This is a genomic window from Streptomyces sp. NPDC033270 (assembly GCF_055576575.1).
Window position 1 is genome coordinate 1 of record NZ_JBVIRA010000003.1, and the last position, 23,875, is coordinate 23,875.

Here is a 23,875-nt window from a genome sequence, read left to right on the forward strand (position 1 = left end):
CCCCCCCCCCCCCCCCCCCCCCCCCCCCCCCCCCCCCCCCCCCCCCCCCCCCCCCCCCCCCCCCCCCCCCCCCCCCCCCCCCCCCCCCCCCGCCGTGCTGTGCGCCCCCTTTTACCTGCCTTTTCTCGCCTTCTTGGCGGAAGGGGCGCATGGGGCGCACCCCCGAGGCACGATTGTCAGTGGTTCCCGGTAGCGTTTCGGTAGAAACGAGGAGCGGGCGGGCATCGGCGGACAAGGGACCATGTGCGGTCAGCTGCCGCGGCGCGCCCCGTAAAGGCCGTATCCGCCATGGGTCTGGCGAGTCGGCATGAGGCGCTGAAGAAAAGGAAGGACGGCGAACTGCCGTGTATCGCTGGGAGATCACCCGGGCCGCACTGGCGCAGCGAGTTTTCGCCATCGTCCGCAGCACGACGTACGACGAGGCGAGCGCCACGGCCGACACCCTGCTGTCCGCCGGCATCACGAGCCTGGAGATATCCCTCACCACCCCCTTCGCGCTGGAGGCGGTCACGACGCTGACCCGCGAGCTGGGTGATGACGCGGTCATCGGCGCGGGCACGGTCCTTGACGGGGTGTCGGCCCGGATGGCGGTCGACGCAGGCGCCCGCTACCTGGTCTCACCGAGCCTGGACGCCGAGGTCATCCGCACCGGCCACCGCTACGGCGTCCCGGTCTTCCCCGGAGTGTCGACGCCGACCGAGATGGTCCGCGCACTCGAACTGGGCGCGGACGCCGTCAAGCTGTTCCCCGCCTCGGCGCACGACCCGTCCTGGCTCAGGGACGTCCGCGCCGCCCTGCCGCAGGTGCCGCTGCTGCCGACGGGCGGGGTGACGCTCGACAGCGCACCGGAGTGGATCGCTGCCGGCGCCGTCGCCGTCGGCATGGGCTCGGCGCTCTCCGAAGGCGACCGCGACACCGTCGCCAAGCGCGCCGCCGAACTCCTCACTCGCCTCGCCGAGGCCACTCCGGATCAGGAGTCAGGCCCCGCCGTGGGCCTCTACGACGACTGACGGCCCCGAGGCTTCCGCGGCGGTCCCCTCCCACCGGCCGGTCGAGGGGTTCACCGCGGCCAACGGCTCTGCCACGCTGAGCGCTTCGGCCATGTGATCATGCCGCCCTGCGCGCCGTTTCCTGCCCGGCGCGCACCGCGGCCGAGCGCGTGACCGCCCGACCAGGAGCCACAGGAGCCACAGGAGCCCATATGAAGCGCGCCGCCACCCTGTCCGCCCTCGCCTGTCTGCTCGCCGTCACCGCCGCCGCCCCGGCCGCCTCCCAAGCCCCCGCCGCGCCCGGGGGAGCCGTATCGGCGGCCGGCAAGAAGGCCACGGCCCTCGACACCGTCCCCCGGCGCGGCGTGCTGCGCGTCTGCACCACCGGTGACTACCGCCCCTTCAGCCACCTCGACCCCGCGACCGGCAGGTACCGCGGAGTGGACATCGAGATGGCTCAGGACCTCGCCAAGAGCCTGGACGCCAGGCCCCGTTATGTCGCCACGACCTGGGCCCGGCTCGTCGCCGACCTGTCGGCCGGCCGCTGCGACATCGCCATGGGCGGGGTGTCCATCACCCTCCCGCGCGCCCGCTCCGTCTCCTTCAGCGAGCCGACCCGCACGGACGGCAAGACGCCCATCGCGCGCTGCACGGACCAGGACAGGTACCAGACCCTGGAGCAGATCGACCGGCCGGGCACGACCGTCATCGTCAACCCCGGCGGCACCAACGAGGAGTTCGCCCGCGCCCACATCAAGCGAGCCACCCTCAAGGTCCATCCCGACAACACCACGATCTTCGACGAGATCGTCGCGGGCCGCGCCGACGTGATGATGACGGACGCCAGCGAGACCCGCTACCAGGCCAAAATCCACCCCGAACTCTGCCCGGTCCACCCGGACAAGCCCTTCACGTTCTCCGAGAAGGCCTACGCCCTGCCCCGCGGCGACACCGAGTTCACGGCCTATGTGAACCAGTGGGTCCATCTGGCCACCCACGACGGGACGTACCACGGGTACGAGGAGGAGTGGATGAAGTAGCGGGAGGGCTCAGGTGGCCGTGCCGCGCTCCGCCGCATGCCCGAGCACATTCACGACCCGGCCGTTGGGGTCCTTGGTGAAGAAGCGGCGTACGCCCCACTCCTCGTTCTGGAGGGGGTGGACGATCTCGGCGCCGGCGGCCAGCAGGGTGGCGTACACCGCGTCCACGTCGTCGACCTCGATGCTCATGTCGGGGGTGACGGGGGCGGTCCGGTCCTCGGTCATGAAGATGAGCTGTGCGGTGGGGTTGGCGGGGGAGGCGAGGGTCATGACCCAGCCCAGGTTCATGACCTCCTCGAAGCCCAGCAGGCCGTAGAATGTGCGGTTCTCCTCCAGGGCGTCGGAGTGGATGTCGGGGACGACACGGCGTACGGACACGGGGCTTCCTCGGTCGGGGTCTCACTGGCTATCAGAAAAGGCCACGCGTGCGCAGGGACTCGGCGCGGGCGCGGCCTGCCCTGGCCGATCAGCCGATCACAGGCCCTCGGGTGGTAGTCCTTGTCCGGACAATGTGACCTCTGGACTTCCCGTCATCTGCCGGGGCGGATACGCTCGCCAGCGTGGGGAAACGCGATACAGAAGATGCCCTGGGCGCCGAGAGCCCCGTCCAGTTCAGCGTGGACCGGAGCAGCCCGGTCCCGCTGTACTTCCAGTTGTCCCAACAGCTGGAGGCGGCGATCGAGAACGGCAGGCTCGCCCCCGGCAGTCTGCTCGGCAACGAGATCGAGCTGGCCGGCCGGCTCGGGCTGTCCCGGCCGACCGTGCGGCAGGCGATCCAGTCGCTGGTCGACAAGGGGCTGCTGGTGCGCCGCCGCGGCATCGGCACCCAGGTCGTGCACAGCCAGGTCAAGCGCCCCCTGGAGCTGAGCAGCCTCTACGACGACCTGGAGGCGGCCGGGCAGAAGCCGGCCACCCGCGTGCTGCTCAACACCACCACCGAGGCCGACGCCGAGGTCGCCGCCGCGCTGGGCATCGCCGAGGGCGCGGAGGTCGCGCTGGTCGAGCGGCTGCGGCTGACGCACGGTGAGCCCGTGGCCCATCTGCGCAACCACCTGCCCGCCGGGCTGCTCAGGCTGGAGACCGCCGAGCTGGAGGAGACCGGCCTGTACCGGCTCATGCGGTCGGCCGGGATCACCCTGCACAGCGCCCGTCAGGCCGTCGGCGCCCGGGCCGCGACGGCCGAGGAGGGGCAGCGGCTCGACGAGCCCGAGGGTGCCCCGCTGCTCACGATGCAGCGGACGACGTTCGACGACACCGGGCGCGCGGTCGAGTTCGGCTCGCACGTCTACCGCGCCTCGCGCTACGCCTTCGAATTCCAGCTGCTGGTCCGCCCCTGAGCGCTTCGGGAGGGGCGCGTCGGTATGTCGTCTTCGGGGTCGCCGGAAAGTCCGGCGGCCCCTTCGTTGTGCCGTGGTTGTGTCTTCGCCGTGATTTCGTGATGTTTTCTGTGGGTGTTTGCGTGGGTGTTTTGCGTGGGGTTTTCGGCGGGGATTGTCGGGCGGGTGATCCTCTTTCGGAGTCCGGCCGGCGCCTGCCCTGGGCCCGTAGGGAGGGGTGATGCGAGTGGCTATGTCCGGATATGGTGCAGGCCCGCGTCAGAATGTTCGGACAAAGTATTGACGTGGCTCCGTGGGCGCCTTAGAACTCTTCCAGCCGCATTCAGGCGGCCGGGAGAAAGGCGGTCCCACGATGATCGGCGTGCGAAACGTACGTATGGCTCGACCCGTCAATGTCCTCAGCGCGGCGGCCCTGGTGGCGGCCCTCGCGCTGGTCACCGGATGCAGCAGCTCCGGGGGAAAGGGCTCCGAAAGCAAGCCCGGGGCGTCCGGCAGCGGCGGCAAGACCGCCGGTACGCCCCGGCTGACCATCGGCATGGTCAGCCACTCCGGTGAGGGCGACACCTTCTGGGACATCGTCCAGAACGGCGCCAAGGCGGCCGCCGCCAAGGACAACGTGAAGTTCCTCTACGCCAGCGACAAAGAGGGTTCCAAGCAGGCCCAGCTGATCCAGTCCTACATCGACGCGAAGGTCGACGGGCTGATCGTCACCCTCGCCAAGCCGGAGGCCGTCAAGACCGCCGTCCGCAAGGCCGTCGCGGCGGGCATCCCGGTCGTCACGATCAACTCCGGCGGCGAGTTCTCCAAGGCGTACGGCGCGCTGACGCATATCGGCCAGGACGAGTCGGTGGCCGGCGAGGCCGTCGGCGAGGAGCTCGCCGGCCGGCACGCCAAGAAGGTCCTGTGCGTCATCCACGAGCAGGGCAACGTATCGCTGGAGGACCGCTGCGCGGGCGTCCGCAAGGGCTTCGACGGCAAGGTCGAGAACCTCAACGTCGACGGCACCAACGCCCCGGCCTCGCAGTCCTCGGTCGAGGCCAAGCTGCAGTCCGACACGTCCATCGACTCGATCGTCACGCTCGGTGCCCCGATGGCGGCGATCTCCGTCAAGGCCAAGGAGGAGGCGGGCAGCGACGCCCAGGTCGCGACGTTCGACCTGAACCCCGCCGTGGTCAAGCTCCTCAAGGCCAAGGACGTCGCCTTCGCCGTCGACCAGCAGCCCTACCTCCAGGGCTACGAGGCGGTGGACCTGCTCTGGCTGAACAAGACCAACGCCGATGTGCTCGGTGGCGGAAAGCCGGTGCTCACCGGCCCGGCCCTGGTCGGCCAGGAGGACGTGCCGACGTTGGAGGAGTACACCGGGCGCGGGACCCGGTGAAGCCGTAACGGAAGGCGGGACCCGATGAACCGGTACAGATCGCCGGTAACGGATACTTGGGCGGTTGGAGCCGGCCGCCCGGTAGCGGCGTGCGACACCGTGAAGGCGCAGCCAGGACGGCCCGGAGGGGCCGGAAGGGCGAGACAGCCAGGACGGCCGGAGCAGCCAACACGGCCTATACAGCCAACACAGCGTGACATCAGCGGGAAGGGCAAGTCCTCGTGGCAAGGGTTCGAAGAAGGGGACGCGTCGTGAGCGCCGTGGTGGCGGCGACGCTCGGCGCCTCGCTGGCGGGATGCAGCGCCACCGGCGGCAAGCGGGCCGAGGAGGAACGCGCTGCCCAGGCCGCCGGCGGCAAGGCCGCGGTGAACACCCCCAGGTGGACGTTCGCGATGGTCACCCACTCGGGAGACGGCGACACGTTCTGGGACATCGTGCAGAACGGCGCCGAGCAGGCCGCCACCAAGGACAACATCAAGTTCGTCTACGGGCACGACAAGGAAGCCAGCCGGCAGAGCCAGCTCGTGCAGTCCTACATCGACCAGAAGGTCGACGGGCTGATCGTTTCGCTGGCCAAGCCGGACGCCATGAAGGACGTCGTCCGCAAGGCCGAGAAGGCCGGTATACCGGTGATCACGGTGAATTCCGGGGCCGAGGAGTCCAAGGCGTTCGGCGCGCTGACGCATATCGGCCAGGACGAGACGGTGGCCGGCGAGGCCGTCGGCGAGGAACTGAACAAGCGCGGTAAGAAGAAGGCGCTCTGCGTCCTGCACGAGCAGGGCAACGTCGGCCATGAGCAGCGTTGCGACGGTGCCGGGAAGACGTTCAAGGGCGATCTTCAAAAGCTCTACGTCGAGGGCACGAACATGCCCGACGTGCAGTCCTCGATCGAGTCCAAGCTCCAGTCGGACCGTGGCATCGACTCCGTGGTCACCCTCGGCGCGCCGTTCGCCGCCACCGCGGTCAAGGCCAAGGAGCAGGCCGGCAGTGAGGCCGAGATCGACACCTTCGACCTCAACGCGCAGGTCGCGGACGGCCTCAAGAACGACTCGCTGGGCTTCGCGGTCGACCAGCAGCCCTATCTGCAGGGCTACGAGGCGGTCGATCTGCTCTGGCTCTACAAGTACAACTCCGACGTTCTCGGCGGCGGCAAGCCGGTGCTCACCGGCCCCCAGGTGATCACCAAGAAGGACGCCGCCGCGCTGCAGGAATACACGAAGCGGGGAACACGATGAGCGCCACCGACGCACCACCTCTGCAGCCCGCGGGCCCGCCTGCCAAGCACGCCGACGAACGCCTGCTGCACCGCTCCCTGGCGCGCCGCCTGATGGGCCGCCCCGAGCTCGGCTCGGTCGTCGGCGCGGCCGCCGTCTTCCTCTTCTTCTCCTTCGTCGCCGAACCCTTTCTGCAGGCCTCCAGCCTCTCCACCGTGCTGTACGCCTCGTCGACGATCGGCATCATGGCCGTGCCCGTGGCGCTGCTGATGATCGGCGGCGAGTTCGATCTCTCGGCCGGTGTCATGGTCGTCAGCTCGGCGCTGATCTCGTCCATGTTCAGCTACCAGATGACGGCCAACACCTGGGTCGGCATCGGGGTGTCGTTGCTGGTCACCCTGGGCATCGGGGTCTTCAACGGATTCCTGCTGACCCGTACGAAGCTCCCGAGCTTCATCATCACGCTCGGCACGTTCTTCATGCTGACGGGCCTCAATCTCGGCTTCACCAAGCTGATCAGCGGCACCGTCTCCACGAAGTCGATCTCCGACATGGAGGGCTTCGAGTCGGCACGGGCGGTCTTCGCCTCGCATCTGACGATCGGCAGCGTCGACGTCCAGATCACCATCCTGTGGTGGATCGTGCTGGTCGCGGTGGCCACCTGGATCCTGCTGCGCACCCGCGTCGGCAACTGGATCTTCGCGGTGGGCGGCAACTCCGACGCCGCACGGGCGGTGGGCGTCCCGGTCACCAAGACCAAGATCGGCCTCTATATGGGCGTCGCCTTCGCCGCCTGGGTCTCCGGACAGCACCTGCTGTTCTCGTACGACGCGATCCAGTCCGGCGACGGGGTGGGCAACGAGTTTCTCTACATCATCGCCGCGGCGGTCGGCGGCTGTCTGATGACCGGCGGCTTCGGCTCGGCGATCGGTGCCGCGGTCGGTGCCTTCATCTTCGGCATGACCAGCAAGGGCATCGTCTACGCCCAGTGGAACCCGGACTGGTACAAGTTCTTCCTCGGCGCGATGTTGCTCCTCGCCACACTCCTGAACGCATGGGTCCGCAAGCGGGCGGAGGAGAAGTCATGACAGACCTGGACAAGAAGACCGCCGAGGGCGACGGCGAGGGTGAGGGCGGGAAGACGGCCCTGGTCGAGCTGACGGATGTCAGCAAGTTCTACGGCAACATCAAGGCCCTGGAGGGTGTGTCCCTGGAGGTGCACGCGGGGGAGATCTCCTGTGTGCTCGGCGACAACGGCGCCGGCAAGTCCACCCTCATCAAGATCATCGCGGGCCTGCACCAGCACGACGCCGGCACCTTCACCATCGAGGGCGAGGAGACCACCCTCTCCTCCCCGCGCGAGGCCCTGGACCGCGGTATCGCCACCGTCTACCAGGACCTGGCCGTGGTCCCCCTGATGCCGGTGTGGCGCAACTTCTTCCTCGGCTCCGAGCCGACCACCGGTGTGGGCCCCTTCAAGCGGCTCGACGTCCGAACGATGCGCGAGACCACCCGCAGCGAACTGCTGCGGATGGGCATCGACCTGCGCGACGTCGACCAGCCGATCGGGACCCTCTCGGGCGGTGAACGGCAGTGCGTCGCCATCGCCCGGGCCGTCTACTTCGGCGCCAAGGTCCTCGTACTGGACGAGCCGACGGCGGCGCTCGGCGTCAAGCAGTCCGGCGTCGTGCTCAAGTACGTCGCGGCCGCCCGGGACGCCGGGCTCGGCGTGGTGTTGATCACCCACAACCCGCACCACGCCTACCTCGTCGGCGACCGTTTCGTCCTCCTCAAGCGCGGCACGATGGCCGGCAGCCACGCCAAGTCGGAGATCGCCCTGGAGGAGCTGACCCGCCAAATGGCGGGCGGCAGCGAACTGGAACAGCTCAGCCACGAGCTGGCCCGCACCGCGACACCGGAATTCCCCGGCGGCCACCGCCCCGACTGATCACCGGCACATGCTTCCGCGCCCCGCGACGCACCGCGGGGCGCGGAAGCATGTGCGCGATGCGCCGCACTGCCCTGGTGATGCACAATCGCAGCGAACCAGCACATCGAGGCCCCGGCCTCCCGAGACCCGCAGGGACGAGACGACTCTTGCGCGCACGCAGCAGCCGCACGGGGGCACCACCCACGCCCTTCAGGCAGTGGGGGAGCAACGGCGAAGAGGTGGGTCGATGAGCATGTACCGGGACCGGGTGCACCGGGGATCCGCCAGAGCCACCGTGCTGCGCACGGTCGGCACCCGCGAGCGGCGCTCGCATCTGACCGCGCCCCGCGTGCCCACCGTCGGCATCGACATCGGCGGCACCAAGGTCATGGCGGGCGTGGTCGACGCCGACGGAACCATCCTGGAGAAGGTCCGCACCGAGACGCCGGACAAGTCCAAGAGCCCCAAGGTCGTCGAGGACACCATCACCGAGCTGGTGCTCGACCTCTCCGACCGGCACGACGTCCACGCGGTGGGCATCGGCGCGGCCGGCTGGGTCGACGCCGACCGTTCCAATGTGCTCTTCGCCCCCCATCTGAACTGGCGCAACGAGCCGCTGCGCGACCGGCTCGCCGGCCGCCTGGCCGTCCCCGTCATGGTCGACAACGACGCCAACACCGCCGCCTGGGCGGAGTGGCGGTTCGGCGCCGGCCGCGGCGAGGACCACCTCGTGATGATCACCCTCGGTACGGGCATCGGCGGCGCCATCCTGGAGGACGGCGCGGTCAAGCGCGGCAAATACGGTGTGGCGGGCGAATTCGGCCATATGCAGGTCGTCCCCGGGGGCCACCGCTGCCCGTGCGGAAACCGCGGCTGCTGGGAGCAGTACAGCTCCGGCAACGCCCTCGTACGGGAGGCCCGGGAGCTGGCCGCCGCCGACTCCCCGGTCGCGTACAACATCATCGAGCGGGTCGGCGGCCGTATCGGCGACATCACCGGGCCACTGATCACCGAGCTGGCCCGGGAGGGCGACGCGATGTGCGTCGAGCTCCTCCAGGACATCGGCCAGTGGCTCGGCGTCGGCATCGCCAACCTCGCCGCCGCCCTCGACCCGTCCTGCTTCGTCATCGGCGGTGGTGTCAGCGCCGCCGACGACCTGCTGATCGCCCCGGCCAGGGACGCCTTCCGGCGCCACCTCACCGGCCGCGGCTACCGCCCCGAAGCCACGATCGCCAAGGCCCAGCTGGGCCCGGAGGCCGGAATGGTCGGCGCCGCCGACCTCGCCCGCCTGGTGGCCCGCCGTTTCCGCCGCGCCAACCGCCGGCGCGTGGAGCGCTACGAACGCTACGAACGGGCCGGCCGCCGATGACCGAAACCGAGTCGCCCACCATGCACGACGACCACCACCCCGCCCCGCCGCCCCGCGTCAAGCGCCGCCGCCCCCTGCTGACGGCGCTGATCGTCTTCCTGCTGATCGCGATCCCGGCCGGCTACATCGTCATCTCCGCCGAGCAGAGCCGCGACAGCGGCGAGGGCAAGGAGCAGGAGGCCGCCGCCACCGGCCTGACCAACGCCTTCCCCTCCAAGGTCCAGCAGCGGATCTACAACGTGCCGGTCCCGATCGGCTCCACCCCGGTCTGGTACTACGAGACCAACTCCTGGCAGACCAGCTCGCTCTTCGTCCAGTTCCGGACCAACGACTGGGGCCTGGAGCACTACCTCGAGGCCGTCGGCACCAGCACCGCAGCCCTCAAGAAGGACCGGCAGACGATCCCGCCCGCACAGGCGGCGAAGGTCGGCTGGGACTTCGGCGTCGACTGGCCCTGGGCGGGCACGACAACCACGAGCAAGGCACCGCACCCCTACCAGCGGATCATGGTCAGCTACGACGAACCGGGGCACCCGGTCGTCTACACCGTCTCGACCGTGAGGTTCTGACCTGCGCGGACCCCGCTCCGGACGGGGGCGGCGGGGCGCTGCGGGCCCGTGACGGGTCAGGGTGGCCGCCTCCCTATGGCAGGCAGCTCCGCGCTGCGCTCCGCGGCCGCCGGCTTTCGCCGTGGAGCGCCGTGCGACAGGCGGCCGGGGGGAGGCTTGCGTAGCGCCATGGCAGCACCACCTCCTCCTGTCTCCCATGGCGCCTTCCAGGCGCGAAGATCGCACGCGGGCGGTTTGACCCGCGCTTCGGGCAAGGGCCCACCAAACAGGTCGCATGCATCGGCGAGGGACTCCGCAGCCTCTTCGCTGTACATCGAGCGGCCAGCCGGTAAAGCGACTCACTGAGCGGCATCTGTTCCTGCATCCGGTGCAATCTCCGCCGGCTTGGCGACATCCGCCGCCTGGCGGGGAACTCGTCCTCCGTGGCGCACCGATGACCAGCGCGTCACGGAGGACGGAAGGCGGGGCGGAGGGTGAAGCACGACAGGGACGTCATCGAGGAACTGACCCATGACCACCGGGAGGTGGACGAGCTCTTCGAGCAGCTCGACGAACGGCCCCCCGGATGCCTTGAGCGCAGGATGCTGCTGGACGCGCTGACCATCGAGCTTGTTCGGCACTCGGTCGCCGAGGAACAGCACCTCTACCCCGCCGTGCGCGAACACCTCGAAAACGGAGACCTGCTGGCCGACAACGAGATCGCCGACCACAGCCGCTTCGAAGAGCTGCTCAAGGACCTCGAAGGACGCCCGGCCGACGACCGGGACTTCGACCGCCTCGTCCGCGAGCTGCGCACCGTCGTCAGCGCCCACGTGGAGGACGAGGAACGCAGCCTCTTTCCCCAGCTGCGCGCTGGTGTCCACCCCTTCGTCCTGGAGAGCCTCGGCAGGAAGATCCGCGACGCGAAGAAGACCGCCCCCACGCGCCCCCACCCCAAGGCACCCACGACCCCGCCCGCCAACAGACTCCTGACCCCCGGCCTCGGGCTGGTCGACCGCATCCGCGACTACGTCACCGGCCGGGGCCAATAGCGCGCTATCGCTCAGCGGACCAGGGCGGCGAGTTCGCTCAGGTGGGGCGGAGGGCGGCGGGCGGCGCGGAGGTGATCGGCGCGTGATGGGGCGACGAGGCCCACGTTGCCGCCCGCCACCAACTTGCCTGGCAAACGACGCCTCTCGGGAGGGCGACGCAAGCGGTTGCGGGCAGGGGCGACGGTGGGGAGGGAAACGAACTCGTTTGGCCTTGTCGTCCTGCCCATACGCCTGTATTCGGCGGCAAGCCGTTACGGGTCGGCAGCTGGGGGAAACCGTTCCCTGGAGGAGTGCCAGGAACGGGCTGCGCCCGCACCGAGGGAAGGCGAGATGGGGCATGGAACACAGCCCGGATGTCATTGCGGAGCTGACTGCCGATCATCGCGAGATGGATGAGCTGTTCACGCGGATCGAGGAGAGCATGCCGGGGTCGGCGGAGCGCAAGCAACTGGTCGACCAGTTGACCATCTTGCTGGTGCGGCATGCGGTGGCCGAGGAGCAGTATCTCTACCCCGCGGTGCGTGAGCATCTGGAGGACGGCGATGCGCTGGCGGACAGGGAGATCGCCGACCACGGCCGGGTGGAGCAGCTGCTCAAGGACCTGGAGGGCCTGGACGCCGAGCACCTCGATTTCACTCGCCTTCTGGTCAATCTGAAGATGGAGGTCTTCGCTCACGTCAGGGACGAGGAGGCCGACCTCTTCGCACAGCTGAGCAAGGGGTGCCACCCCTTCGTCCTGGAAGCCCTCGGGGAGAAGGTCCGGCTGGCGAAGAAGACCGCCCCCACGCGTCCCCATCCCGCAGCCCCTACTACTCCGCCGGCCATCAAGCTCCTGGCACCCGGTGTGGGATTGGTCGACCGCGTCCGGGACTTTGTCACCGGCCGCGGTAAGTAGGTCGACGGACTCGACGGACCCGCTCATGGTGGCGCACCCGAGGACCGTGGCAGGCGACATCATGTCGCGCAGTATCGAATGCGTCGACGCTGAGGACGGCATCGTGGACGGCGCCCTCGTACCCTGCTCGCCCTCCACACCGGACCGGAAGACTGCTCGCGCGGCGCCTGGGTGTTGAAGGACCCCGCCCACCCGGCCTGACCGACCACAAACGAAGGCGTGACCGACGCCGCCGCCCGCGGCTTTCTGCGGCAGCTGCTGCGCTGGATGCGTAACTCTCCTCACGAGCGGCCTCGGTGGCCCGCTTTACCAGTGTGCCGGTGGGTTCGGGTGGGGCGGCCCCGTCATGGGGAGAGGGAGGGTCTGGGTGACGCGCAACAGGCGGCGAGGAAGGTCGCCCTGTCGCCGGTGTGGCGGACGGTGTAGATACGACGGCGCCGGGCTTCGGCCGGGGCGGTCATCGGCCCGCCGCCGGACTGTGGGTCAGGCTGTTCTCGTAGCGGCGGAAGCCGTCTTCGATCCCGAGGTGTATCTCGTCCAGCGCCAGGTAGCCCTGGGCGATGAGCGCAGAGTCGCGCAGGGCTTCGATGAGGAAGTAGTAGGCCCGTAGGTCTTCCGTCTCCAGCAGCACGAAGTCGGAGAACCGTGTGTGGAATGCCTCGGCGTCGAAGAAGCGCGCCGAGACGCGGTCCGCGTACCGGGCGAAGACCGGCTCGATGTGGGATGCCCGCATCGTGTTGCGCTCCTCGCGGGAGAGCGCCAGCCACTTCGGGGCGAAGGCGTAGGTCAGGATGATTGCGTACTTCATGGCAGAGCTCTCCCTTTGCAGGTCAGGGGTCAGGTCCTGGGTGTGTCTGGTTCCTGGGCGTTCGGCGGCCGGTCCGTGGGCGGGCAGGCCGAGTTGCCGTCGTGGCGGACCACCACGACCGACACCCGAGCGGAGTAAACACCGTTAACTCTCGGCGCTCAGCTAAAGTGAAAGGTGTTAACTCTGTCAAGCCGCAGTCATCGGCACCCGCCGGACCAGGCGCCGCCGACGACTGGAGAGGCCACCGCCCCATGACCAGCCAGCGCCACAGCGAGCCCAAACGCCGCCTGCGAGTGCGCGAAGAAGCGATGGCGGAAATCCTGCGCACCGCCCGCCGCCTCCTCGTCGAGCAGGGCCTGGCCGCCGTCTCCCTGCGTGCCATCGCCCGCGAGATGGGTATGACCGCGCCCGGCCTGTACCGCTACTACGGCAACCACCACGACCTGATCCAGGCCCTGGCTTCCCATCTCTACGACGAACTGGCCGGCGAACTGACAGCCGCCCGCGACCAGTGCCCCGACCCCGAACCGGGCCCACGCCTCGAAGCCGTCTTCCGTCGCCTGCGCCAATGGGCACTGGCCCACAAACGCGAATTCGGCGTGCTGTTCGCCAAGCCCATCAGCGACGCCGACTCCGCCCCCGGCAACCCCTCCCACGACCCCGGCTGGCGCTTCGGCGGGATCTTCCTCGGCCTGATGGTGGAACTCTGGGAGCGGGGAGCCCTCCGGTTGCCCGACGAGGGCCGGCTGGACCCCGTATGGCTTCGCCAGCTGGAAGAAGTACGTGAACACCTGGCCGGTGAGCCGGTACCACTGGAAGCCCTCTACGTCTTCGTCCACGCCTGGGCACGGCTGTACGGCGTCCTCGCCGTCGAGGTCTTCGGCCACCTCGACTTCGCCCTCACCGACCCTCAGCCGCTCTTCGAGCACGTCCTACGGGACGTCATGGCCGATCTCGACAGCGCGACGGAACGCGAGTAAGCACGGGACGCCCCGGCGGAGCGACCCCGCACGAGGAGGGGCAGCGGTCCTCGCCGGCGTGTGACCGATTGCGGTGTGGCTGTGGGGTGGGTGGGGCGAAGGTGGACTACTGCGTCTAGGCCGCCCGTGGGGTGGGGGTGGAGATCCCCGTCGGGGGCGCCGTTCGCCGAACATGTCGACGCGGCGGCCTGGATGTCCTTCGTCGGCTCCGTGAAGGCCGGAGCGCTGCACGGCGCCGCCCCCTGACCGGCTCAGAGCCTCCGCCGGCGGACGGGGCTGCGCGGTCCGGTGGGTGAGCCGGACCGCGCAGAGTTGCCGTCACTGGGTGGGTGTTGTCAGTGGTTTCGGGTGGCGGAGTCGTCGTGGACGCCGCATCGGGTCGTCCTCTTGGTCTGGCTCAGGGGGAGGTCGATGCCCAGCCCGGGGTTGCCGCAGGTCTGGTTCTGGCGGCCGTTCTGAGCGGTGTTGGTTTCGGGTCCGACGACCTGCCCGCCGTCGGCCAGGGCCCGGCCGCGGCGCTCGAGGCCGTGGCCGTGGCCGTGGGAGTGGTCGACGGCGATGCACGTGGTGTGCTTGCGGATGGTGCCCAGGACGTTGACGGTCAGGGTGTCGGCGGAGTTGCCGCAGTACAGGTTCTGCTTGCCGGTCTGCGCGGCGTTGACCGCCGGTCCGATCGCGGTGCCACCCAGCGCCGAGGCGTTGCCCCGGTGGGCGTGCCCGTGGCCGTGGGCGTGCCCGTGGCCGTGGGAGTGGCCGCGGTCGACGGCGACACAGGTGGTTTCCTGGTTGAGGGTGCCTGCGACGTTGACGGTGATCAGGTCGGCGGAGTTGCCGCAGGAGAGGTTCTGCTTGCCCCTCTGGGCGATGTTGGTCTGCGGACCGAGGGTGGTGGCGCCGACGGCATGGGCGCCGCTGTGGTGGGTGGTGTGGCGGTGGGTGTGGCCGCCGAGGTCCACACAGGGCTTTTCCCGGTGCGTCGTCTCGACGAGGTTGACGCGCAGCAGGCGGGCGGAGTTGCCGCAGGAGAGGTTCTGCTTGCCGGCCTGGTCGGTCTGCTCCTGCCCACTGAGCGGGGTGAGGTCCATGTCGGCGAAGGCGCTGGTGGCGCCCGCCGATACCCAGGCGCCGGCCGAGAGCGCGACCATCACGACCCTGCGGACCTTCTGACCGCTGGCCCCGTGCGCCACGCACCGTCCCTTGTTCCCCATCGAGTGTGTCTCCCGCCGTCGCATCGTGTGTGCCGCGCCCCACCGGCGCCCTGCCGCGCACCGGTGAACCGCCGTCATGGCCAAGAACGCCAATCGTGACGAAAGGTCACGATATGCCCGTAAGGGCGAGGCCCCGCCCGGATGTCGGGCGGGGCCGATCAGGCTGGGCGCGCGGTCTACCGGTAGACGGAGCCGATGTTCTTGGAACGGTCGACGGCGACGCACTGGGTGCGGACACGGGAGCCGGCGGCCGTCACGTTCAGGTCGTTGGCGTTGCTGCAGTTGTTGTTCTGCCGGCCTTCCTGCGCGGTGTTCTGCTGGAACAGCCCCGCCAGGCTGGAGCCGCCTTCGGCCTCGGCGCCGTCGCCGATCTCCGCGGTGCGCACACGCTTGGAGCGGTCGACCGTCGCGCACTTGGCGTCCACGTCGGAGCCCGTCAAGCGGAGAGCCGTGTTGTTGACGTTGCCGCAGTTGTTGTTGTGCCGCCCTTCCTGGGCGGTGTTCTGCTGGATCCCGAAGGTCGTGACGCTGGATCCACCGTGGGAGTGGGCGCCACCGCCCTTGGTCAGCGTGCGCTGGCTACGGGAGCGGTCCAGGTTGGCGCAATGCCCCTCGGCCCGTCCCCCGGTGACGGTGATGCTCGCGGCATCGGACTTGGCGCAGTTGTTGTTCTGCCGGCCCTCCTGCGCGGTGTTTTGCTGGTACGTGGCGATGGGGGCGGTGCCGCCGGTGGTGTGTGCGCCGCCACCCTTGGTCAGCGAACGATGGTTGCGCGAGCGATCCAGGTTGACGCAATCGCCCTCGGCCCGTCCCCCGATCACGTCGAGGATCGTGCTGTTGAGGTCGGCGCAGTTGTTGTTCTGACGGCCTTCCTGCGCGGCGTTCTGCTGGAACACTTGCGCGGCGCCGGAGCCGCCGGTGGTGTGGGCACCACGGCCCTTGGTCAGCACGAGATGGTTGCGCGAGCCGTCCCGGTTGGCGCAATGCCCCTCGGCCCGGCCGCCGGCCACGGTGATGTCCGTGGTGTTGGCGTTGGCGCAGTGGTTGTTCTGCCGGCCCTCCTGCGCGGTGTTCTGCCGGAATGAGCCGAAGTTGCCGCCGGAGCCGCCGGTGGCGTGGGCGCCGCCGCCCTTGGTCAGCGTGCGGTGGTTGCGCGAGCCGTCCCGGTTGGCGCAATGCCCCTCGGCCCGGCCGCCGGTCACGGGGAGGTGGACCCAGTTGGCGTCGGCGCAGTTGTTGTTCTGCCGGCCCTCCTGCGCGGTGTTCTGATCGAACACGCCCGCGGTGGCGGAGCCGCCGGTGGCGTGGGCGCCGCGGCCCTTGGTCAGCGTGTGATGGTTGCGGGAGTGGTCCAGGTCGGCGCAATGTCCCGCGGCCCGGCCGCCGGTCACGGTGATCTCCGTGAAGTTGGCGTTGGCGCAGTTGTTGTTCTGCCGGCCCTTCTGCGCGGTGTTCTGCTGCACGGCGCTGACGCCGGAGCCACCGGTGGCGTGCGCGCCGCCGCCCTTGGTCACGACGTGCTTGTTGAGGGAGGCGTCGCCGACCACACAGCGGCCGTCCGTACGGCCTCCCGTCAGTACGGCTTCAGTAGCTCCGAAGGGCAAGCCGTTCCAGAGGGAGCAGTTGTTGTTCTGCCGGTGCCCCTGCGCGGTGTTCTGCTCGATTGCGTCCACCGCGGCGAAGCCACCGCGGGCAGTGGCTCCGCGACCGTGACCGTGATCGTGGCCCTCGGCGAAGGCGATCCCCCAACCTGTGGACGCCCAGCTGCCCACCGCCAAGACCACCAGTGCGGCCCTTCCAACCCTTCGCAAGCGCACAATTCCTCCCGGAATGAGTCGAAAACTCCTACATCCTCCCTTCAACGACCTTTCGATCGCCGATGACACGGCATCACCCCGGACCTCCCCCGGACAGCTCACCGCCTACTTGATCAGGGCGTTCGCCACGGTGATCACCAGGCCGGTCACTATGTCCATGCCTCCTGACCCGCAGGCCACCGGCCATCCCCGCCCGGCGACGCGAGCCGCCCAGGCGCCTCACTCGAACAACGCGACGGCGTTGAAGAGCAGCGACGCGCCCTCGGCCACGCTCTCGGTCCTTCACCTGGCGACCGGGCCGAGCAGCAGGCCTGTGGTGGGCAGCACGGCGACGACCAGCGGCTCCGATGGCGCCCCCTCGCGGTAGGTCCAGTCAGCACCGCCCGCCGGTGTAGAAGCCGACCTCGGATGGCGCCCCCTCGCGGTAGATACCAGTCAACTCGCTCGGTCCCGTGCCGTACTCACGCACCTGCACCTGGTTGGGGCTCCCCGGGCTGCCGCGTGCGGGTGGCCCGGCAGCGCATCTGCCGGGGCCGGGCCACCTTTCGTTCAGCGAGTGTCGGTGCGCTTTTCGAGGCGGGTGCCGTGGCGCAGGGTGATCGGCATCAGGTCGCTGGGGGCGTCCAGTTCCAGGCGGTGCCAGCGGCCGCGGGGGACGATCACGGCGTTGCCTGGCTGCAACTGCACCATGTCCTCGGTGCCGCCGGGCCTGACGGGGCGGAGGTAGAGCCGGACGCCGCCGGTCAGGCAGCACACCGCCTCCTCGGCCTCCGGGTGCATCTCCCAGTGGTCGGCGTGCACGTCGGCGTCGGTCTCCACGTGGAACGTCGCGAGCTGCCAGGCGCCGGAGTCGCCGCTCGTCATCCGTCGTTCGGCGACTCGGACGTCGCCGTCGGGGTGGATGTGCAGCGCCGAGGCGAACAGGTCGTACTCAACTGGCGCGGGCGGAGGATTTCGGGGCCACCCTGCGCGAGCGCCTCACCCAAGCCTCCACCGTTTGAACTTCCACGCTCAGGTATGTGCACGCTCTGCCCGGTGGTGAGTCGACCGGGTCAACCGACCTGCCCGGCCGCGCCGTTCGAGTTCGCGGACGGATCCGAGGGGTGGGCGAAGAGCCGGTCGAGGTGGGTGCGCAGGATGATAGCGCCGCCTATCTGCCGGGGGGAGCGTTCATCAGCCCCAAGGCCGCCCACCTGCTCTCCCTCAGCCACGGCCTGGCATCAGCGTCCTGGTCGGCCAGCGCACCGCTGATGGGGCCATGGGCGGCCGCACGCTGACGCGGCTGGCCGCTTCGGTGCTGGCCAACCTCCGGCACAGCGGTGTGTTGACCCCGTCCGAGCTGGCCGCTATCGAAGGGCTGCAGGTGCAGTCCCTGACCCGGGTGCTTAACGAGTTGGAGGAGCAGGGGCGTATCCGCCGTACGCGCAGCGAGGTGGACGCACGCCGCCAGAACATCGTGCTCACGGAGGCAGGGCGGGAAGCGCTGAGTGCGCACGTGCGGGATGACAATAAGTGGCTGGCCGCGGCGCTGCGTCAGACATTGTCGCCGGCCGAGTGCAGCGCGCTGCAGATCGCCGCCGGACGCGGAAGGGGCGGCTCCCGCGCTATGACCACTCGCCGCACCGGGAAGGGGCCCTCGCTCTTCGTGCCCCGAGCATGGGGTTCCGGTCAAGAGTGCGGCTGTTGGTGGTGCTGGCCGGGCTGAGTGCCGCCAGCCCGCTGGTCACGGACATGTACGTGCCGGGGCTTCCGGACCTGGCGCGCTCGCTGGGCACCGACGCCTCTGGCGCCCAGATGTCACTGACCGGCTTCCTGGCGGGCATCATCGTCGGGCAGCTCCTGCTGGGGCCGCTCAGTGACGCGATCGGGCGCCGCCCGGTCCTCATATGGGGGCCGTTCTGTTCGCCGCCTTCTCCGCCCTGTGCGCAGCGGCTCCCACCCTGACGGTGCTCAACACGGCACGGGCCGGGCAGGGCCTGACAGGAGCAGCAGGGACCGTGGTCGCCCGCGCGGTCGTCGCCGACCTGTTCGACGATGGTGACCTCGCCACGGTGTTCTCGCGATTAGGCGCGATCACCTCCACCGCTCCGATCCTTGCCCCACTGGCAGGGGGAGTTCTGATGCTGGTGGTGCCCTGGCGGTACGTCTTCGTGGTCCTCGCTTCCGTCGGCCTGCACCTGGCCCTCGGCGTGATGCGCTGGGTGCCGGAAGCGTCCCCTCCGCACCTCACAGCGTCAGCCGAGCCATCTCGCTGGTAGCGAGCAGCATGTCTTTCTGCCTCTCTAGCAGTGCGGCTGTTCATCATCGGCGGTGTTGGCCCCGCCGTAGGCGGTGGTTTTGGAACCCTCGATGATCAGGAAGTCGACCTTGATGGAGACCTTCATCCCGGCCGAGGCTGCACGAGCGGTTGACGCAGCTGGAACTTGCGGTCAGGGACCCCAGGGTGGGCGACCTCCGGAGACCCAGCGGCCGAGGGCGCGCCCGTCGACGAGGCGCAGAGGATGGTCGAGTTCGGCGTTGGCGCGTTGTGCGGCTGGGGTGAAGGCGCTGGTGGTGACGATGACGGCCTGGTCACAGCGGTGGTAGGCGCGGTAGGTGCCGTTCACGGCGTAGATGACAGGTGCCCCGACGCGGTTCGATGGCGCGTAGCGCTTGCACTGGATGGCAATGCGGCGGCCGTCGCTTAGGTGGAGGAGGACGTCGAGGGCTCGGTCGTTGGCGCCGCCGGAGACGGTGGCAGTGCGGACGGAGGGATCGCGGCGGGCGAGGTCGGCGATGGCGTGCTCGAACTGGGTGCCGGTCATGTGCTGGTACGCGGCGATGCTGTGGGTGAAGTCTGCCCGCGTAGCGGTAGGCAGTGTGGGCAGCTGGATGCGACCGGTGCGGACGAGGAGAAGGAGAACGGCCGCCGCTAAGGCGAGGGCGGCCAGGATGCTGCTGGTGACGGGGTATTCGCGGATTGCTGCGATCACAGTTGCCACGACGATGGCGGCGGCGACGAGGCGGCCGGTGGCGGCCTCACGCCTACGGCGCCGGACATTGCGGCGCCGGGGCCTCGTGGCGGGGCGGCGGGTACGTGTGGATCGGCGTCGTCGTGCCGGTGCGGCCATGCTTCCCCCGGGTGAGGCGCTCGATACTGGCTGTGTGATGCGGCGCGGGCTCGCCGTTAGCGGGCCCGGAGGTTGCACGATCGTCCGCCGGATTACCGCTCCGAGTTCGCTGCGCGGGCGGCTTTGGTGGCAATCGTTCGCTGAGAACGGTCAGGTGCGCGGTGGCGCTCATTGACCGGCTCGCGTGAGACCGTTCACGAGCTGGGTCAGGAAGTCGAGGATTCCGTGTCCTACTGCTGTCGGGGCGATCAGCACCCCGAGAGCTAGCACGATGATGACGGTGAGCTTCTCGTCGAACCGGCTTCTGGCCTCCGTACGGCGGCGCAGCCGCAGGATGACGATGACAGTGAGCAGTACTGCCACATTGATCGTCAGCAATCGCCCAGACCTCCCCCGACCATGGCCCTCCTCGCTTCGAGGACAGCCGACGTCCACCCAGCCTTCATGTGTAGTGGGAGCCCAGCAGCGCTGTGCCTGAGTTGCCTGTCATTGGCAATAAAGTGCTCTCCTGGCTGGATTCCGCAGGTGAGCGGCTTGGGCCGCCAGCCTGGGTGGCCTCCCAATAGCCGCTGCCTCTCAAGCCGCGCCGGCTGAGACGCAGTGCGATGACGACGGCATTCGCACCCGTCCGGCGGAGCATCGCTGCCGCGGCGCGCACACCGTCCCCTTTAGAGGCCTTGCGCCCCACGGCTGGTCGCCCGCCCCGGATCTCCGTGCCGTCGATGATGCCTGTCTTCCCGCTCACGCCGACATATTCGACGACCTCAGCCAATGTCCGCAGCCGGACGCCGGGAGTGACGGTGCACCCCGATCGGCGAGCGGGGTCCGCACGTCGCCGACGGCTTAGGTGAAGCAGGTCGGCCTGCCGACTGATTGCTGGCAGGCCGACCTGGGAATCTTCCGCAGATTAGTGTCAAGGCCCGGGTCTTGGGATGCTCAAAGCGTGCGGAGTCGGCAGAGTGGTAGCCACCTATCGTCAGCAGAACCACGGTACTTGCATGGCGAAGGCGCGCGTACGAGACCTGCTATTTGTTGAACACGTCACTCCCCGTGTCAATCGGGAGGATCGAGTTCCACGGCGGCGCGACGTCGAACATCAGGGTGTTCACTTTCCGAAATCTCCGAGTTCCGCAATCAGGCGTTCGCGTGCCGCTTCCAATTGACCGGAGTAGTTGGAGTCGAAGATCTGAGGTAGTCCGGTCTCCAGTGTCCCACTGATCGTGAGAAGCGCGGACCAGACGGCGCGGTCATCCACCAAATTCGAGAAATCCTCTCGATGCATGACACGGTCCAGCCAGTCTGACAGGACAAGGGCCTGGTCGCCCGTCAACTCAATGTTCATTCGAATCCTTCCCGTGATCCGGGCCGCACAATCGTGCCCCGACGTCATAGGATGCCGTCCCGAAGCAGGTAGGTAAGCTGGTCACCCTGAGACCGCCAGCCTCCAAGGTACTCCCCAACGTTAGGTCCGCTGGCGGCAAACGAGGCGTGCAGCCCGGTCGCGTCCACGTAATGGACCGCCGGCTGCCGTCTGAAGGTTCCCTCAATTTTTCGCGTTTCGGGGCTCTTCACCAGACGTTCAATGGCCTGGACGAACTTCGCGCCGTTCTGTCGGTTGTACGGCCCGTCTATCCCAAATTCCTTTGCGTGCGTGACTCTCTGATCATTCTTCCGCATGTAATGATGCGGCAGGCGTCCGGCGGAGATCCAGTGTGAACCACTTCCAGGCCCACTGTTGTGGACCAGTAGGGAAGTGTCGCCGGCCATCACGTAGTAGGTGTGGATGCCCTCCACGGTGAGGTTGTAGGTACGTGCTTCCTTGTCGAAAGAACGATTGGCAAGTACCCGTACGGAACTTCCGTCGTCGCTCAGGAGGCTCACGCCAGTCTTGATTTCGTATGCCTTGACCCAACGTTGCGCCGAAGAGCTCCAGAACGGATGTTCGTAAGTGGCCGTCACCTTCGTGGGGCCATTCTTTGTAGCGACTTCCAATTCGTTGAAGTGCTTGTCGTCTTCGGTGACGATTACGCGAGTCACTCTGCGGGCGGACGTCTTGCCTGTTTTGGGGTCGGTTGCCCTGACCTGCTCGCCGACCTGGATGTCCTCAATGGTGCGTGTGGTGGCGTCCCCCATGAGGACCTTGGTGCCGGCGAGGAAGCATTGTGTGCATCCTCGGTCGAGGTGGCGCAGTGCTTCGTAGGCCCTGGAGAGAAATTTGAGTTTGGTGCCGAAGGTGGCGTCCCGTGCGAGTTGGATGCAGGAGTCGAAGTCTCCGGTGTGTACGCATTCCTGGAGCATGCCGATGCCGACGAGGTCCTTCTCGAATTCCCAGATCTTCTTGAGACCGGGTTCGAGTTTTGTTCCTGCGGCGAGGATGGTGCAGTAGCCCTCGTTGCGTATGCACCAGCTGGGGAAGTTGTGGGCTGCGTCGCAGCCCATGACTCCGCACATGTACTGCTCCCGGGCGATTTTTCCGGGATCCTTGGCGGCCTTCTTCTTTGCTTCGGCCTCTGCCTTGCGCTGGGCTTCCGCCTCGGCCTTGAACTTGTCGACTGCGATGTCGAAGGCGTCGCTGGCCGCCTTGCGGGCGGCGGTGGCGTCCTTGCCGGCAGCTGTAGCGGAGGCGCGGGCGCGGCGGGCTTCGGCCCAGGCGGTGTTGGCGGAGACGTGCGCCAGTTGTGCGGATGCCGCGGCGTCGGCGGCGGAGGTCGCGGCGTTGGACGCAGCATGGTTGGCGTCGGCCTCGGCCTTGCGGCCCTTGCTCACGACATCGTTGGTGTCGGCGCCGTCCTGGCCGGCTTCGGCGGCCAGGCGCTGCGCGTCGGCCTGGAACTTCTTGAGCTCCTCGGCTGCGTTCGTCCGGTCCGCTTGCAGTTGGTCGTTGTCCGCTTTGAGGTCCTTGGCGCGCTCGATTCCCTCGTTCGTGCGCGTGAGGATCTCCGCAGCCTCGATCTCCCGCGCCAGGCCGTAGATGTCCTTCGCCTTATCGACCGCCGCACTCGCGGCGTCCGCGTTGGCGTGGGTCGCGGCCGACCGAGCGGCATCGCGCGCTTGGCCTGCGGCCGTGGCGGCCTTGCGGGCAAGGGAGGTGGCGGTGGATTCGGGGTGTTCCGTGAGCTGCGATTGACGATGCTCTCCTGGCCCTGGGCGGGGCTCGTGAGTTCCGGGAGGATTGGTGGATGCTGTCCTGCGGCAGGGTCTGACTCTTGAGATTTCTGACCGGGGTGTCCTGCTCACGCTGTGTCGACCGCTCGCGGGGGACGGTGCGTTGCTGGTACCGGGGCGGCCGGGTCTGTCTCGATAGGGGCCTGCCGACCAGCCAGGCGTTGTCACAGTTCTGACCGTCCGCGCCGGTCCGGTGCCGGCTACGCGATGCGCCGTCGCGTCGGATCCAGCGGGCGGGATGAGCTGCACGCGTGTGTATGTGTGCAAGTGAATTTGACGTCCCCGTCAGGCGCTGTCTGACGGGACGTCGTCTGGGTGGGGTGACGGCAGTAGTTGACGGTGACGGCAACGTCAGCGGATGGAAACCGCGCAGAGCGGTGGTTCGTCGCCGTCGTCGGGCACGGCGGCGATCTCGGCGTCTGAGTCCCGGTGTGGACGCCGCCGGGATGCGCGCATCGCCGCTGTTCGTCTCCCTGCTGGGAGAGGTGATCTGCCCCGCAGCCTTCCCTGCCCGTATGGTCGGCGATCGCCAACTGTCCGATTGGGCCCGGTAGTTGGGTGTGGTGTGCGCCGGGCCGGGGTGGAGAGGGCCGGCAGCTATGGTGCGGGCCTGTGCTGCTACCTGCTGGCCCAGCGCGTCGAGGTGATCGATGTGCACCGGCCCGACCGGTCGGTCCGCTGTCGGCGCGGGAAGTCGGACCCGGCCGATGCGCAAAGCGCAGCGCGGGCGGTGCCGAGTGGGCGGGCGCACGCCCGGGCCAAGTCCGGCGAGGGACCGGTTCAGATCGCCAGGATGTTCAAACTCGCCAAGGGCTCAGTGGCCAAGGCCCGCCCCCGCACTCAGGCGATCAACCAGCTCAAGGCCGTACTCGATACTGCCGACCCGGTCCTGCGGGAAGAACGGGAGAGCGGGAAGAACGGGAAGAACGGGAAGAACTGGCCAGGCTGAACAACCGGCACCGATCATGACCGTCGTCATAGGGGCAGTGTGATACCGCGTGAGAGGTGATGCCCCCCGCCGGCTTGCCGACGGGG

23 protein-coding genes and 1 pseudogene are annotated in these 23,875 nt (G+C 68.7%); 15 read left to right on the forward strand and 9 right to left on the reverse strand.

Annotated features, from left to right (window positions below; all coding sequences use genetic code 11):
• Positions 1-344 precede the first annotated feature (344 nt).
• Positions 345-1,010, forward strand: a complete 666-nt coding sequence (locus tag ACZ5XZ_RS06195; protein ID WP_468974916.1) for a bifunctional 4-hydroxy-2-oxoglutarate aldolase/2-dehydro-3-deoxy-phosphogluconate aldolase — start codon at positions 345-347, stop codon at positions 1,008-1,010.
• 191 nt (positions 1,011-1,201) lie between these two features.
• Complete coding sequence (locus ACZ5XZ_RS06200; RefSeq protein WP_468974917.1) at positions 1,202-2,029, forward strand: transporter substrate-binding domain-containing protein; 828 nt, start codon at positions 1,202-1,204, stop codon at positions 2,027-2,029.
• A gap of 9 nt (positions 2,030-2,038) precedes the next feature.
• On the opposite strand, the gene ACZ5XZ_RS06205 is transcribed toward ACZ5XZ_RS06200, so the two are convergent.
• A complete protein-coding gene (locus ACZ5XZ_RS06205) occupies positions 2,039-2,407 on the reverse strand; it encodes a VOC family protein (RefSeq protein ID WP_468974918.1) in 369 nt (122 codons plus the stop codon).
• A 239-nt stretch (positions 2,408-2,646) separates the two neighbouring features.
• On the opposite strand from ACZ5XZ_RS06205, the gene ACZ5XZ_RS06210 reads away from it, so the two are divergent.
• The 9 genes from ACZ5XZ_RS06210 (at position 2,647) to ACZ5XZ_RS06250 (ending at position 11,752) form a co-directional block, all read left to right on the forward strand.
• Positions 2,647-3,366: a GntR family transcriptional regulator gene (locus tag ACZ5XZ_RS06210; protein ID WP_468975310.1), complete on the forward strand. Its 720-nt coding sequence runs from the start codon at positions 2,647-2,649 to the stop codon at positions 3,364-3,366.
• 352 nt (positions 3,367-3,718) lie between these two features.
• Positions 3,719-4,744: a sugar ABC transporter substrate-binding protein gene (locus ACZ5XZ_RS06215; protein ID WP_468974919.1), complete on the forward strand. Its 1,026-nt coding sequence runs from the start codon at positions 3,719-3,721 to the stop codon at positions 4,742-4,744.
• A gap of 221 nt (positions 4,745-4,965) precedes the next feature.
• Positions 4,966-5,979 carry a sugar ABC transporter substrate-binding protein gene (locus ACZ5XZ_RS06220; RefSeq protein ID WP_468974920.1) on the forward strand — a complete coding sequence of 338 codons (1,014 nt, stop codon included), beginning with the start codon at positions 4,966-4,968 and terminating at the stop codon, positions 5,977-5,979.
• The gene (locus ACZ5XZ_RS06225; protein WP_468974921.1) at positions 5,976-7,046 is read left to right on the forward strand and encodes an ABC transporter permease; all 1,071 of its coding nucleotides are present in this window, start codon (positions 5,976-5,978) and stop codon (positions 7,044-7,046) included. The genes ACZ5XZ_RS06220 and ACZ5XZ_RS06225 overlap by 4 nt, the downstream gene beginning before the upstream one ends.
• A complete protein-coding gene (locus ACZ5XZ_RS06230; RefSeq protein ID WP_468974922.1) occupies positions 7,043-7,906 on the forward strand; it encodes an ATP-binding cassette domain-containing protein in 864 nt (287 codons plus the stop codon). Before ACZ5XZ_RS06225 ends, ACZ5XZ_RS06230 begins: the two co-directional genes overlap by 4 nt.
• Before the next feature lie 229 nt (positions 7,907-8,135).
• Positions 8,136-9,257 (forward strand): ROK family glucokinase, encoded by a 1,122-nt coding sequence (locus ACZ5XZ_RS06235; protein ID WP_384436056.1) that lies wholly within the window; start codon positions 8,136-8,138, stop codon positions 9,255-9,257.
• A complete protein-coding gene (locus ACZ5XZ_RS06240) occupies positions 9,254-9,826 on the forward strand; it encodes a hypothetical protein (protein WP_468974923.1) in 573 nt (190 codons plus the stop codon). Before ACZ5XZ_RS06235 ends, ACZ5XZ_RS06240 begins: the two co-directional genes overlap by 4 nt.
• A 473-nt stretch (positions 9,827-10,299) precedes the next feature.
• Entirely contained in the window at positions 10,300-10,857 is a 558-nt protein-coding gene (locus ACZ5XZ_RS06245; protein ID WP_468974924.1) for a hemerythrin domain-containing protein, read from the forward strand.
• Between the two features lie 337 nt (positions 10,858-11,194).
• On the forward strand, positions 11,195-11,752 hold the full coding sequence (locus ACZ5XZ_RS06250; RefSeq protein ID WP_468974925.1) for a hemerythrin domain-containing protein: 558 nt from the start codon (positions 11,195-11,197) through the stop codon (positions 11,750-11,752).
• Positions 11,753-12,209: 457 nt separating this feature from the next.
• Here ACZ5XZ_RS06250 and ACZ5XZ_RS06255 read toward each other — a convergent pair whose 3' ends face one another.
• The gene (locus ACZ5XZ_RS06255) at positions 12,210-12,560 is read right to left on the reverse strand and encodes a darcynin family protein (protein WP_468974926.1); all 351 of its coding nucleotides are present in this window, start codon (positions 12,558-12,560) and stop codon (positions 12,210-12,212) included.
• A gap of 251 nt (positions 12,561-12,811) precedes the next feature.
• On the opposite strand from ACZ5XZ_RS06255, the gene ACZ5XZ_RS06260 reads away from it, so the two are divergent.
• The gene (locus tag ACZ5XZ_RS06260; protein WP_468974927.1) at positions 12,812-13,540 is read left to right on the forward strand and encodes a TetR/AcrR family transcriptional regulator; all 729 of its coding nucleotides are present in this window, start codon (positions 12,812-12,814) and stop codon (positions 13,538-13,540) included.
• Positions 13,541-13,875: 335 nt separating this feature from the next.
• Here ACZ5XZ_RS06260 and ACZ5XZ_RS06265 read toward each other — a convergent pair whose 3' ends face one another.
• The 3 genes from ACZ5XZ_RS06265 to ACZ5XZ_RS06275 all read right to left on the reverse strand — a co-directional run bounded on the left by ACZ5XZ_RS06265 (position 13,876) and on the right by ACZ5XZ_RS06275 (position 17,489).
• Positions 13,876-14,727 carry a hypothetical protein gene (locus tag ACZ5XZ_RS06265; protein ID WP_468974928.1) on the reverse strand — a complete coding sequence of 284 codons (852 nt, stop codon included), beginning with the start codon at positions 14,725-14,727 and terminating at the stop codon, positions 13,876-13,878.
• A 197-nt stretch (positions 14,728-14,924) separates the two neighbouring features.
• Entirely contained in the window at positions 14,925-16,421 is a 1,497-nt protein-coding gene (locus ACZ5XZ_RS06270; protein WP_468974929.1) for a hypothetical protein, read from the reverse strand.
• Between the two features lie 693 nt (positions 16,422-17,114).
• Positions 17,115-17,489 carry a cupin gene (locus ACZ5XZ_RS06275; RefSeq protein ID WP_468975312.1) on the reverse strand — a complete coding sequence of 125 codons (375 nt, stop codon included), beginning with the start codon at positions 17,487-17,489 and terminating at the stop codon, positions 17,115-17,117.
• Between the two features lie 334 nt (positions 17,490-17,823).
• Between ACZ5XZ_RS06275 and ACZ5XZ_RS06280 the strand changes: the two genes are divergently transcribed.
• Positions 17,824-18,270 carry a MarR family winged helix-turn-helix transcriptional regulator gene (locus tag ACZ5XZ_RS06280; protein ID WP_468974930.1) on the forward strand — a complete coding sequence of 149 codons (447 nt, stop codon included), beginning with the start codon at positions 17,824-17,826 and terminating at the stop codon, positions 18,268-18,270.
• 26 nt (positions 18,271-18,296) lie between these two features.
• Positions 18,297-18,823, forward strand: a pseudogene (locus ACZ5XZ_RS06285) (MFS transporter).
• Between the two features lie 171 nt (positions 18,824-18,994).
• Here the strand turns inward: ACZ5XZ_RS06285 and ACZ5XZ_RS06290 are convergent.
• The 4 genes from ACZ5XZ_RS06290 to ACZ5XZ_RS06305 form a co-directional block, all read right to left on the reverse strand.
• Positions 18,995-19,537, reverse strand: a complete 543-nt coding sequence (locus ACZ5XZ_RS06290; RefSeq protein ID WP_468974931.1) for a restriction endonuclease — start codon at positions 19,535-19,537, stop codon at positions 18,995-18,997.
• A 306-nt stretch (positions 19,538-19,843) separates the two neighbouring features.
• A complete protein-coding gene (locus tag ACZ5XZ_RS06295; protein WP_468974932.1) occupies positions 19,844-20,053 on the reverse strand; it encodes a hypothetical protein in 210 nt (69 codons plus the stop codon).
• Between the two features lie 727 nt (positions 20,054-20,780).
• Positions 20,781-21,017, reverse strand: a complete 237-nt coding sequence (locus ACZ5XZ_RS06300) for a hypothetical protein (protein WP_468974933.1) — start codon at positions 21,015-21,017, stop codon at positions 20,781-20,783.
• A gap of 44 nt (positions 21,018-21,061) precedes the next feature.
• The gene (locus ACZ5XZ_RS06305; protein ID WP_468974934.1) at positions 21,062-22,912 is read right to left on the reverse strand and encodes a Hint domain-containing protein; all 1,851 of its coding nucleotides are present in this window, start codon (positions 22,910-22,912) and stop codon (positions 21,062-21,064) included.
• Between the two features lie 493 nt (positions 22,913-23,405).
• Between ACZ5XZ_RS06305 and ACZ5XZ_RS06310 the strand changes: the two genes are divergently transcribed.
• Entirely contained in the window at positions 23,406-23,789 is a 384-nt protein-coding gene (locus tag ACZ5XZ_RS06310; protein WP_468974935.1) for a hypothetical protein, read from the forward strand.
• Positions 23,790-23,875: the final 86 nt, after the last annotated feature.

Excerpts from the sequence above, each read along its gene's own strand:
- ACZ5XZ_RS06200 (WP_468974917.1), top strand. The coding sequence starts at position 1,202 with ATGAAGCGCGCCGCCACCCTGTCCGCCCTCGCCTGTCTGCTCGCCGTC.
- ACZ5XZ_RS06215 (WP_468974919.1), top strand. The coding sequence starts at position 3,719 with ATGATCGGCGTGCGAAACGTACGTATGGCTCGACCCGTCAATGTCCTC.
- ACZ5XZ_RS06225 (WP_468974921.1), top strand. The coding sequence starts at position 5,976 with ATGAGCGCCACCGACGCACCACCTCTGCAGCCCGCGGGCCCGCCTGCC.
- ACZ5XZ_RS06230 (WP_468974922.1), top strand. The coding sequence starts at position 7,043 with ATGACAGACCTGGACAAGAAGACCGCCGAGGGCGACGGCGAGGGTGAG.
- ACZ5XZ_RS06235 (WP_384436056.1), top strand. The coding sequence starts at position 8,136 with ATGAGCATGTACCGGGACCGGGTGCACCGGGGATCCGCCAGAGCCACC.
- ACZ5XZ_RS06240 (WP_468974923.1), top strand. The coding sequence starts at position 9,254 with ATGACCGAAACCGAGTCGCCCACCATGCACGACGACCACCACCCCGCC.
- ACZ5XZ_RS06250 (WP_468974925.1), top strand. The coding sequence starts at position 11,195 with ATGGAACACAGCCCGGATGTCATTGCGGAGCTGACTGCCGATCATCGC.
- ACZ5XZ_RS06255 (WP_468974926.1), bottom strand. The coding sequence starts at position 12,560 with ATGAAGTACGCAATCATCCTGACCTACGCCTTCGCCCCGAAGTGGCTG.
- ACZ5XZ_RS06260 (WP_468974927.1), top strand. The coding sequence starts at position 12,812 with ATGACCAGCCAGCGCCACAGCGAGCCCAAACGCCGCCTGCGAGTGCGC.
- ACZ5XZ_RS06280 (WP_468974930.1), top strand. The coding sequence starts at position 17,824 with ATGGGCGGCCGCACGCTGACGCGGCTGGCCGCTTCGGTGCTGGCCAAC.
- ACZ5XZ_RS06300 (WP_468974933.1), bottom strand. The coding sequence starts at position 21,017 with ATGAACATTGAGTTGACGGGCGACCAGGCCCTTGTCCTGTCAGACTGG.